This is a genomic window from Flavobacterium sp., assembly GCF_043780635.1.
GTDB lineage: Bacteria > Bacteroidota > Bacteroidia > Flavobacteriales > Flavobacteriaceae > Flavobacterium.
Genome location: NZ_JAYWCK010000151.1, coordinates 1 through 11,769, shown reverse-complemented (window position 1 = coordinate 11,769; position 11,769 = coordinate 1). Strand labels below are relative to the sequence as shown.

The 11,769-nt window shown below is 33.3% G+C and carries 6 protein-coding genes; 3 read left to right on the top strand and 3 right to left on the bottom strand.

Annotation, left to right across the window (positions count from 1 at the left end):
* Positions 1 to 60: 60 nt before the first annotated feature.
* The gene (locus ACH2BV_RS13840) at positions 61 to 1,287 is read right to left on the bottom strand and encodes a reverse transcriptase domain-containing protein (protein WP_395051352.1); all 1,227 of its coding nucleotides are present in this window, start codon (positions 1,285 to 1,287) and stop codon (positions 61 to 63) included.
* Positions 1,288 to 1,930: 643 nt separating this feature from the next.
* Between ACH2BV_RS13840 and ACH2BV_RS13835 the strand changes: the two genes are divergently transcribed.
* The gene (locus ACH2BV_RS13835; RefSeq protein ID WP_395051351.1) at positions 1,931 to 2,242 is read left to right on the top strand and encodes a helix-turn-helix domain-containing protein; all 312 of its coding nucleotides are present in this window, start codon (positions 1,931 to 1,933) and stop codon (positions 2,240 to 2,242) included.
* Between the two features lie 26 nt (positions 2,243 to 2,268).
* Here ACH2BV_RS13835 and ACH2BV_RS13830 read toward each other — a convergent pair whose 3' ends face one another.
* A complete protein-coding gene (locus ACH2BV_RS13830) occupies positions 2,269 to 2,556 on the bottom strand; it encodes a helix-turn-helix domain-containing protein (RefSeq protein WP_395051350.1) in 288 nt (95 codons plus the stop codon).
* Positions 2,557 to 3,267: 711 nt separating this feature from the next.
* Here ACH2BV_RS13830 and ACH2BV_RS13825 point away from each other — a divergent pair.
* Positions 3,268 to 4,482: a hypothetical protein gene (locus ACH2BV_RS13825; RefSeq protein WP_395051349.1), complete on the top strand. Its 1,215-nt coding sequence runs from the start codon at positions 3,268 to 3,270 to the stop codon at positions 4,480 to 4,482.
* 1,436 nt (positions 4,483 to 5,918) lie between these two features.
* Complete coding sequence (locus tag ACH2BV_RS13820) at positions 5,919 to 9,872, top strand: SprB repeat-containing protein (RefSeq protein ID WP_395051348.1); 3,954 nt, start codon at positions 5,919 to 5,921, stop codon at positions 9,870 to 9,872.
* Between the two features lie 58 nt (positions 9,873 to 9,930).
* Here the strand turns inward: ACH2BV_RS13820 and ACH2BV_RS13815 are convergent.
* On the bottom strand, positions 9,931 to 11,769 hold a 1,839-nt coding region (locus ACH2BV_RS13815), incomplete at its 5' end, for a fibronectin type III domain-containing protein (RefSeq protein ID WP_395051347.1).

Here is an 11,769-nt window from a genome sequence, read left to right as displayed (position 1 = left end):
AGTATAATATATGATATTTTTTATTATAAAACAAGCATTAAACCATTTATATTCAGATAATTATATAGTTTTTAAAAAAAAACTGGTGCGTTTGCCCTGGTAGAAACTCATTATTCCCTTAAATGTCAAAATTTTGTATGTTCCATTTAAATATTTTTTTAATGTAACCTCTGTCAAGTTACCGTAGAGATAACGTCGTATTTCCATAATAGCAGAGAGAAAATTTTTATCCTTTCCACCAACAGGTATGTTTCGAGTATGAATTACAGTTGGATTTAAGGGTTGTAATAAATTATGATAAAGTAAATATGAGATTTGCTTTTTTATTTTTTTTACTGATGAATCTTTGATACTAATTTTTTCTGTTGAAATTTTATACCCTAAGAACTCTACATACTCTTTTGTATTTATAAACTCTGAACGAATATCTTTACTTTGTAATAACGAAATACCGTCAGATTTTTTATAATTTATCATTATTCCTGCTTCCTGAGAGAAAGCATTCATAATCTCAAAAGCTTTAGAAATTTTAGAATAATCTTTGGACCAAATTATTGTATCATCCGCATATCGGGCAAAGCGCACTCCTTCATCTTCTAAACTTCTGTCTAACTTCCAGCAAACTACATTTGCTAAGAATAGCGAAATAGAAGTTCCCAAAGGAATACCTTTTTCAAAATGTGACAAAAATGCTTTAATAATTTGCATATCCATATCACTAATTAGGAATGCATTTTTCTGTAATTGTGCAAATAAATAATTGTGATCAATTGAACCAAAAAAATTACTAAAATCAAATTCAGCTACAAATATCCTTGGAACAGACCCTAATTCATTTGCAATATCTTGGATAGCGAAATGAATATTTCTGTCGTTCCTGTATGCATATGTAAGAGAGCTAAATCTATGCTTGTTTTTACTCAATAAATTATGATAGAAGCGATCTGAAATCGCCGAATCTTGAATTTGATAAACACTTATTGTACGTGTTCCACCGCTAGGTTTTTTGATCTCTTTTGCAATCGGTTTATTAGGCAAATATTCTCCTTTAAGTATTTTTTTGCTTACCGATTTGGCAATTTGATTTTTCCTTTTCAACACATAGAAGGGATTGTACTTTTTATTTACATTCCATTCGGCAGGAATATTTACAATTTTAGGAATTGGATTGCTATAATTTTTTTTCTTTCGTTCATTAGAAAGATGGAGGTAATTATGATAGTTATTATATTTATCGCAAAGTTCTTGCGCCTGTTTTTCTATGTCTCGAAGTAGTAATTTTTCCATAAGCTTTAAACAAAAATGCCCTGCCGAAGCAAGACAAATTCACGGACTGTACAATTAAAAATAAGTTCTTAAATAATAACAGTTTTTTAGAATAACCGAAACACCTTTCCCAAGTGGTATTACCAAATGAGCTGTGGTACACTCCGTTAGTTCCATAAGAACACTAATACAAATATATAAAATATTATTTAAAATACCTACAAAAGCGATTTGTAAAACTGCTGGCTAGAGTTTTTTTTTGCGAACTCGCCTTTTTGTTGTAACGGTGTATTTTTTCTTTTATTTATTCACAATTTTTTATCAATGTTATAACACTACAACAAAAAAAAGCTTCGTAATCGCTAAGAAATATACAATAGGATTGCTAGAAGAAGAACTTATTCTTTCGCTGGGCTTTACTCTGACGGATTCGGTAAAAATACAAGGGGAATAAGTAAAATCTACACCTTTGTAACCACCCAAGTCAATTCTCTTATGGCAGAAATTCACAACACCAAAAGGAGTGCAATAGTTCTCAAACGTGGGGATAGAATTAAATGGTGATAATATAAACCAATGGATCAATTTGCCTATCCCTATTCAGTTGATTTAATTGCAATTACGCGATAATATTTAACTATTAATTATTATTTTTACATTAAAAATGGAAAATCCTTTTGAAATTATTTTAGAGAAATTAAATAGCATCGAGAAAGCAATTGAAAAACTAAAAACCGCTTCGAATGATGATGAAGATTTTATGACTATAGAACAAGTATCCAGTTTTGTTGGTTTAACTAAAGCAACAATTTATGGATTAACACACGAGCGTAAAATTCCATACTTCAAGGCTGGTAAACGATTGTATTTTAAAAAATCTGATGTCATAAATTGGATAACCTCTACAAGAGTAAAATCAAAACAGGAAATCGAACAAATGGCTAACGAATACATTTATAAACATCCTTTAAGATGATGTAAAAATATTATTTTGAATTTTAATCAAAATTTATTTTTCTTGGTTAAAGCATTTAGCAGATCGCTTTTTTTATAGCGGATTTTATTGCCAATACGATATGTTTGAAGGATGTCTTTCTTATCCCAACTCCATAAGGTAACAAATGAAACAGAAAGCATTTTAGCGGCTTCTTCTCTGGTAAGTATCTGATCTTCGTCAGAGTTTTGAAATTTAAAATTTAGTTCTTTAAGTGCCATTATAACCCCTTTTATTATTTCATCTTTGAACTCTTCAGCGTTGATGTTTTCAATTTGTATTATTTCTTTTTTCATAATTTCTAATTTTTTTAAATTGTGGATTATTTTGATAGTATAAGTGATTTAAGAGAAGGGGAAAATGAGAACTAATTATTTGGGGTATTAAAAATAATACTATTTGCACTAATATTTGAAACTGAATTATTATTTTTTGTATTTTTATAAAACGTAAGTTTAATTAATTTTTGATCATTGAAGAAGCTAATTTTCATCAAAAATATACATTTTATACTATCAAAAATCAAGTTCGTTGGCTAATGGTTGACTAAAATCTTTGTTAAGTCAATAAAATTAGGAAAAATTAACATCGGAGGAACATGTAAGCAGAGAACCACTTTTTGCACAACAAAAAGTGTGTGAATCGCTTATCCCGATGAAAATCGGGATCTCAGAGAACTATTTTCTTTGAAAAAGAAAATATAAGATTTTTTTTTGCTTTTTTGCACAGCAAAAAGTATGTGAATCGCTTATCCCGATGAAAATCGGGATCTCAGAGAACCATTTTCTTTGAAAAAGAAAATACAAGATTATTTCATCTCACTTGTTCTCGCAGGATGCGAGGACTTAGTAGTCACTTATCCAAATTTTCATCAGGTTTTATTTCATATCTCGAATTCAATACCAAACCACTTTTTAATACAAAAAACTTGGAATCGCTAACCCTTTTCTCTCCTTTCAAAGCAAAATAAAAGCGTTTTTTAGGGATATATTTTTTAAATTTGTGATATGAGAAAACCTTTTTTAATCACTTTTACACTTCTAATCTGTATTTTGGGCTATTCACAAGAGGAGCAATTATTATTAAAAGGTGCAATTGTTGATTCGATTAAAATTGCCAATACGGTGAATGAATCGTATGCCATTTATTTGCCAGCGCAATATGACAAAAAGATTCCTTCGGCAATCGTTTTTGTTTTTGATCCCGCAGCAAGAGGAAAAGTTGGTATAGAACCTTTTGTTTTGGCTGCTGAAACCTATAATTATATTTTAGTTTGTTCCAATAATTCTAAAAATGGGCCCTATGATATAAATTTAGGAATTGCAAATCGATTGTTCGATAGTGTATTAGGTTTTTATAATGTCGCCCCATCACAACTTTATATTTCAGGTTTTTCTGGAGGTTCCAGATTAGCAGGTTCTATCGCAGTTTCTTCGGGTGCTTTTCAAGGGGTAATTGCCTGCGGGGCTTCTTTTAATGTAATGGATAAGTATGTTTTGCAAGGAAATGGTTTTTCGTATGTGGGTATGGTGGGAGATAGGGATATGAATTATCAGGAAATGATTGAAAACCAAGTTTGGTTGGATAAAATGAAAATAAGAAATACTTTGTTTGTTTCTCAAAAAGACCACTCTTGGCCAAAACAAAAAGAAATGCTTCGTGCTTTTGATTGGTTAGAAATAGAAGCTTTTAAAAAGAATATTAGAAAAAGTAATGATACTATCATTTTGAATATTTATAGTAAAAATTTAGCTATTGCTGACAGTCTTAAAAATGCAAATGAATACTTATTGGCAGTTAAAGAGTATGAAAGCATAAATAGTAGTTTTGATTCCAAATTTAATTCAGATTCTAATAAAAAAATGGTTGTTGAATTAAAAAAAAGTAAAGAGTATAAAACAGAATTAAAAAAATATCAAGAAATTACTTTGCTTGAAAATGAAATTGCTCAAAAGTTTATGAAGCGGTTTGAAGATGATGACATAACTAATAAAGAAATCAACTTTACTTTTTGGAAAACTGAATTCAAAAAGCTTGAACAAATTTCAATCAAATACAATACTATTCAAATTCGCGATATGGTTAGTAGATTGATAAGTTTGGTTAAGGCTTTGGCTTACGAAAAAGAGTTTATTTGCAAATCAAATGGTGATACGGTAAAGTTGGATTATTATAAAAAACTTCTGGAAATGATTAGTTTGGAATTAAAAACAAGTAAATGAATATAGAATAGAATAATTTGATGCTTTGCAAAGTAAAACAACGGACGAAGCAAAAGTATTGTTTATTTACAGTTTTAGTTTAGGAAAGTATAAAACCTAAGCAGCAAACCACTTTTCGCATCACAAAAGAATATTTATTTATCCTTCTACAAATCAAATCTTTTCTATTTCAATATATCAATTTTAAAGACAACTAAGTTTAAAATATCTATTGATATTCAATTATTTAAGTATTAAATTTTCGCAAACATCATTTTTTATATCTCAAAAAATTTTTATAATACTATCCCGATTTTTAACTTTCAAAGCAAAATTAGTGTGTTTTTTAATAATGCATTTTTTGTTTTTTTATTTTAATGTAAAATGCATTGCTTTTTGTGTTTTATTTAACGCGAAATATTCTGTAATTAACTAATTATTAGTAAGTTATAATTTACATCAGCTTATTTAGGAGTCTTGTTTATATATTATTTTTCTTAATAAATATTGCACTTTGTCGATAATAATAGTATTTCAACGATTTTTCATTGTTTATTTTGTTCTTCCATTTTTTCATTCTTAACTTTAAAGTAATAACTTTTAAACAAAGTTTTAAGTTGTACTGTACAGCACTTTTGGTTAATAATTGGTTAGGAAAAGAATTTTTTCTGAAGCATCAAACAAAAAATTCTTTTATGATGGAGTCCTTGAAAAATAGTTTAAAAAGGCTGTTTTAGATATGAGTTTCTCTTTATGTTTGTGAAATTAGCATCTAAATTTTCAATAATGTGTTAATATTATTTAAATAATCTCCCTAAAAGTTATTTTTCAATCAAAATTTTAACTTTTGTAAAGAAAAACGTGTATTTCATCGATAAATTTGTGTAGTTTGTAGAAAATATTATTTTTTTTGAAATTACTTATATATTTTTATTCCTTCTTTTAGAATTAATCTAAATAGAAAAGCAAAAGAAATATCTAGAAGAATTTACCCCATTCTACAAAATATCCCTGCTCTTGTTCTGGTGTTAATTAATACCTTGAATTATTGTTTTTAAGTATTATTAACAGAAATTTTTAAATGTAGCTTACCCCGAATCTACAAAATTTTATTCCTCTTGTTATAGTGTGTTTATCACCTAATCAAAATAGCTAATAGTTTGATTAGAAATATTAAAAATGTAGTTGACCCCGAATCTACAAAATTTTTTTCCTCTTGTTATGGTGTATTTATTACCTAATCAAAATTTCTAATAGTTTTGATTAAAAGTTTAAAATGTAGCTTACCCCCGAATCTACAAAATTTTCTTTCTCTTGTTATGGTGTGTTTATCACCTAATCAAAGTTTCTATTTGTTAGGATTAGAAGTTTAAAAATATAGTTTCCCCCGAATCTACAAAATGTCCCTACTCATAATGTGGTGTAATTGATCAAATTTAATTAACACCTTAAAGATTATGAAAAGATTTACGTTATTAGGGTTTCGTGACTTTTTTAGCACTCAAAGTTTAGTCTTTGATAGTAGCGGAGAAAGTAGTTTTAAGCTGGATTTTTCGAAAGAAGTTTTAAAAGAAAAAAGGTCCTCGAATCAGTCGAGAGTTAAAGGTATTAGCAGTTTAATTTTACTGCTGGTATTCTTTTTATTTTCCAATTTTTTATCGGCGCAAATTACACTTGATGGTAACCCAAGCGATTGGGCTTCTACTTTAGCTATTCCAGGTGGTGTGAAAGCTAGGATTATTGATCCAATAGATGCTAGTGATAATATTTGGTCTGGAGGAGGATCAAAAGATATAAATCCTATTAGCCAATGGAAATATTCAATCAGTGGTTCTAATGATAAAGGTAACATTGTTAGCGCAGGTTATTATCTAGATGGTACTAAATTATTCTTTTTTGCTGACAGACTTTCAAATAATGGCGATTCTGCAATTGGCTTTTGGATTCTTCAGGGAACAGTAGGCCAGATTGGTGTTAGTGGAGGAAATTTTAGCGGAGCACATGTAGATGGTGATATATTAATGATAAGTCATTTTGTTAATGGTGGTTCTGTGGCTCAAATTCAAGCTTTTAAATGGGATAAACCAGGAGCAGGAGATGGAGCATTAAATCCAACTCCCATTCCGCTACCTACTTCAGGTCTTGACGCTAGAGTAAATTCGGTATCGGTTGCATCTCCAGCTTCTTGGAATTATGTTCCCAAAGCTGGTCCAGCAAATTTTTATCCTATAAACTCGTTCTTTGAAGGATTTATTGATTTAAGTAGTGTAAATTTTAACTTAAGTGTATGTTTAGGGACATTTTTAGCTGAGACAAGACAATCACAGTCATTAAGTTCTACTTTAGAAGATTTGACTTTTGGAAGATTTGGTTCTGTTCCTGAATCGAAAACTTTGATAGGTAGTTCATTTTGTAATTCGATTCCAAATTCAGGAACAATAACAATGAACAGTTCTCAAACTGGAGTTAGTTATCAATTAAAGAAAGATTCAGATAATAGTTTAGTACAGTCTGCAAAATTAGGAACTAGTGGAACACTTATTTGGACAGCACTTCCCGCAGGAAGTTATTATGTTGTAGCAACAAATACTACATCTAGTTGTACAATTAATATTGGACGTCCAACAGTTGTAACCATTTATCCAGTTACTCCAAACAACACCGCAAGTGGACAAGTTTGCGTAGGATATAAATATACTTACGAAGATGTAGAATATGGCCCAGGAGTTTATGACATCCCTCGTACAGATTCTAATGGCTGTGCATGGAAAACCGTGTTGACCGTAACTAATTATCCAGTTACACAAAACAACACCGCAAGCGGACAAGTTTGCGTAGGATATAAATATACATACGAAGATGTAGAATATGGCCCAGGAGTTTATGATATCCCTCGTACAGATTCTAATGGCTGTGCATGGAAAACCGTGTTGACTGTAACTAATTATCCAGTTACGCAAGACAACACAGCAAGTGGACAAGTTTGCGTAGGCAATAAATTCACCTACGAAGGCATAGAATATGCAACAGGAACGCATAATATCGCTCGTACTGATGTTAATGGCTGTCCATGGAAAACAGTGTTGACTGTAACGGATTATCCAGTTACGCGAGACAACACAGCAAGTGGACAAGTTTGCGTAGGATCTAAATTTACTTACGAAGGCGTAGAATATGCAACAGGAACGCATAATATCGCTCGTACTGATGCTAATGGCTGTCCATGGAAAACAGTGTTAACTGTAACGGATTATCCAGTTACGCAAGACAACACAGCAAGCGGACAAGTTTGCGTAGGCAATAAATTTACTTACGAAGGCATAGAATATGCAACAGGAACGCACAATATCGCTCGTACTGATTCTAATGGCTGTCCATGGAAAACAGTGTTGACTGTAACGGATTATCCAGTTACACGAGACAACACAGCGAGTGGACAAGTTTGCGTAGGTTTTAAATATACTTATGAAGGCAACGAATATGCCCCAGGAGTTTATGAAATCCCTCGTACCGATGCTAATGTCTGTGCATGGAAAACCGTGTTGACTGTAAAAGAAAACCCACTTCCTGAAATTAAATGTCCAGATCCTGGAAAACTACCAGTTTTGTGTGGAGAGACTGCGGTTAATGCACAAGCACAGGCTGACACAGATTTTGCAGCATGGTTTGCTCTAGCACCAGTGTCTGATGCAGATTATTTAATTACAGCAACTTATGTTTATTCACCAACTGCAGCTACACCATCTCCTGAAGGTACAGCACCTTTGATTCTCGCATTTAATGATCCAGCAATAATTACTACAGCTGTAACTGTTACTTGGACTATAAAAAATAAAACAACAGGATGCGAAAATTCATGCAGTTCCACATTTACACTAGAATATGGTTGTAAACCAGCTTGTAACACAGAACCTACACCTTTAGCTTGTAATGGTGATGAATCAGGATCAATCAAAGTTACTGTAGGAGGTGGAACACCACCTTATGCAGCTTACCTTTTTATAAGTCCTGATCTTGTTAATCAAGTAGCTTCTCCTGGAACAGGAATAGCAGAGGGAGGATCTTATACATTCAGTGGTTTGGCAGCAAATGACAATTATGTTGTATTAACTACAGATGCTGTTTCTACTCTAGGTAGCGGAAATGAAGGGCTTTGTAATGCTAAAGTCACAGAACCAACAGCAGTTGAAGCAACAGATGCCAGTACAAAAGCAACTTGTGAAGAGGGTACAGATGGTACCGTAACTCTTACTTTCAGTGGCGGTACACCTCCGTATATGGTAAGCTTCAATGGTGGAGGATTTGAAACTCAAACTTCTACTAAAGAATACTCAGGGCTTGCAGTTGGTTCATACGAATGGACAGTAAAAGACGCTCATGGATGTTATGTTTCAGGTTCCGAAGATGTTGGATTCACTCCTTGCGCTAAAGCCTTATGTACTTATACACAAGGATACTATGGTAATATAGGAGGAATGTCTTGTGCTGAAGGTGTTTCATATACTACATCTGGTCTAATACAAAAAGCTTTGGAATCCTATGGTGGAAAAATGACAATTGGTATTAAAGCTAATGGTATTAGTGGTGATTTTAATGAATTTGGACACTCAGTTTGGATGCAATCAACAGAAGATATAGATGATATCATAAGAGTTTTACCTGGTGGAGGAAGCAGTTATGTATTGCCAGTGGGTGAAAAAAAATTAAGTGATATTACAGGAGCTAGTCCTTATTTGAGAAAAGGAAATATCAATAGCACTTTGTTGGCTCAAACTATTACTTTAGGTCTTAATTTAGGCATAAATAGCGAACTTGGTACTTTTGCTTTGAAATCAGGAACATTGGCAACTGCAGCACCTGACGGTGGTTGTGGTTCTCAAACTCCTAAGGCTAGAAGTTGTTCGTTTGATGTATATACTCCAACAATTAATGAGTATAAATACATTAATATACCAGCTGTTGTAGATGCTTTACCTGTGAAAACAGTTCAAGGATTGTTTGATATGGCAAACTTTGCCTTAGGTGGAGGAACTCCACTTCCAGCAGGTGTAACATTGTCAAATCTTGCAAATGCTGTTGATGTAATCAACAATGCCTTTGATGAATGTAGAATATCTATGGGTTATGATAAAACACCACTCACTTGCATAGCAGATAGAGCAGCGTTTACTGTTAACCCTAATCCAATCGTTGATTTTGCTACTATTACATATCAATTTAATTATATTTCTGATGTAACAATTGAAGTGTGGACTATAGGCAGTGTTAAGTTATATACTCAACTTGATACTAATACCAGTAGTTGTTTAGGAAAATCAGTTCTTATTAACTATCCTTTCACAACATCTGGTTCTTATATCATAAAAATAATTACAAATATAGGAGCAAGTTCACAAATAGTGGTTAAATAGTTTTTAATTTAATTTTAAATAAGAAAGCATCCCGGAAGGGATGCTTTCTTTGTTATATTTATTCCTTTATAAACTGCTTAGTTGCTGTCGAAGTGCCATCTGTAACTTCAATTAAATAAACTCCCGCTTTCAAAGAACCCACATAAACTGCATCATTCTCAATATGATTTCTTTCTAGTTCTTGCCCCATTAAGTTAAAAATTCTAAAATCAGAAGATTTCTCAAGATTTGAAATATTTAGAACATCACCTTTGACAGGATTTGGATACAATTTTAATGATAGTTTAGTATTGCTTGTTCCTCTTACTGCAGATATTTCAGTAGAACTTGCTATTCTTGCAGTAGCTCCGGTGGTGATGGTAACGGTATAATCTTCTACTTCTCCGTAAGAAAAAATTTCGCAAGGGCTAGGTAGGGCATTGTATTTCATTGAAATTCTCATGCGGGTAGCGCCTGTTTTCGCAGTAGTTGGGATGATCAAGCTTCCTTTCACTGTTGTAGTTTTAGCTTTTGATTTGCTAAAAACAAGCTCGCCACTGTCATCAAAATCACCATCTTGATTAAAGTCAATCCAAACACGGAATCCCTCGATTACAGCAGCGCCCTTCCAAGCAGGAGTGATAACAATAGTATTGCTGGTACCTGTAACCAAATTAGTTGACACAGAGGTGAAATCACCATAACCATTATTGTTTCCTGAAAGATTACTTATGGAACCAATTTGAACTTTGTTGATGTATTCTCTTGCGGTACTGCTTCCGTAGGAAGAACAATATGCGACACTAGTGTTAGTTAAAGTATTCACGTTTGTAGTGTTACTGGAAGCAGACAGGTTCCCAGCCGCATCCGTAGTCACTATAAAAAAGCTGTATGCAGTCGCCGCGTTCAAGCCAGTAACAGCTAGTGAATTCGAGGTAGTTGTTGTTTTCAATACTCCGTTTTGATATACATTGTAGCCCGTAACTCCTACGTTATCAGTTGCTGCAGTCCAAGACAAGTTGGTACTTGAAGTTGTAGTTCCTGAAGCAGAAAGTGTAGAAGCTGTTGGAGCTGTAGTATCTGCCGGAGCTGTTGTAGTTACGTTTGCAATGTTACTGGCAAGTGACAAGTTTCCTGCTGCATCTTTCACTATTACATAAAAACTATATCCAGTAGCTGCAGTCAAGCCGGCTACAGCCAATGAAGTGCCAGTAGTGACTGTTCTTAATACTCCGTTTTGAAATATATTGTAACCGCTAACCCCTACATTGTCGGTAGACGCAGTCCAAGATAAATTGGTGCTTGAAGTTGTAGTTCCTGAAGCAGAAAGTGTTGAAGCTGTTGGAGCTGTAGTATCTGCCGGAGCTGTTGTAGTTACGTTTGCAATGTTACTGGCAAGTGACAAGTTTCCTGCCGCATCTTTCGCTACGACATAAAAGGCGTATGCAGTTGAAACAGTTAATCCGGCTATAGTTAATGAAGTGGCAGTAGTGTTTGTTTTCAATACACCATTTTGATATACATCATAAACGCTAATTCCTACATTGTCAGTAGCTGCAGTCCAAGACAAGTTGGTACTTGAAACGGTAGTTCCTGAAGCAGAAAGGATAGCAGCTGTTGGAGCTGTAGTATCTGCCGGAGCAGGCGTAGTAACGTTTGCAATGTTACTGGCAAGAGAAAAGTTTCCTGCCGCATCTTTCGCTACGACATAAAAGGAGTATGCAGTAGAAGCAGTTAATCCGGCTACAGCCAATGAGGTGGCAGAAGTGTTTGTTTTCAATACACCATTTTGATATACATTATAACCGCTAACTCCTACGTTATCGGTTGCTGCAGTCCAAGACAAGTTGGTACTTGAAACGGTAGTTCCTGAAGCAGAAAGGATAGCAGCTGTTGGAGCTGTAGTATCTGCCGGAGC

Coding starts and splice junctions, on each gene's coding strand:
- ACH2BV_RS13840 (WP_395051352.1), bottom strand. CDS start 1,287: ATGGAAAAATTACTACTTCGAGACATAGAAAAACAGGCGCAAGAACTT.
- ACH2BV_RS13835 (WP_395051351.1), top strand. CDS start 1,931: ATGGAAAATCCTTTTGAAATTATTTTAGAGAAATTAAATAGCATCGAG.
- ACH2BV_RS13830 (WP_395051350.1), bottom strand. CDS start 2,556: ATGAAAAAAGAAATAATACAAATTGAAAACATCAACGCTGAAGAGTTC.
- ACH2BV_RS13825 (WP_395051349.1), top strand. CDS start 3,268: ATGAGAAAACCTTTTTTAATCACTTTTACACTTCTAATCTGTATTTTG.
- ACH2BV_RS13820 (WP_395051348.1), top strand. CDS start 5,919: ATGAAAAGATTTACGTTATTAGGGTTTCGTGACTTTTTTAGCACTCAA.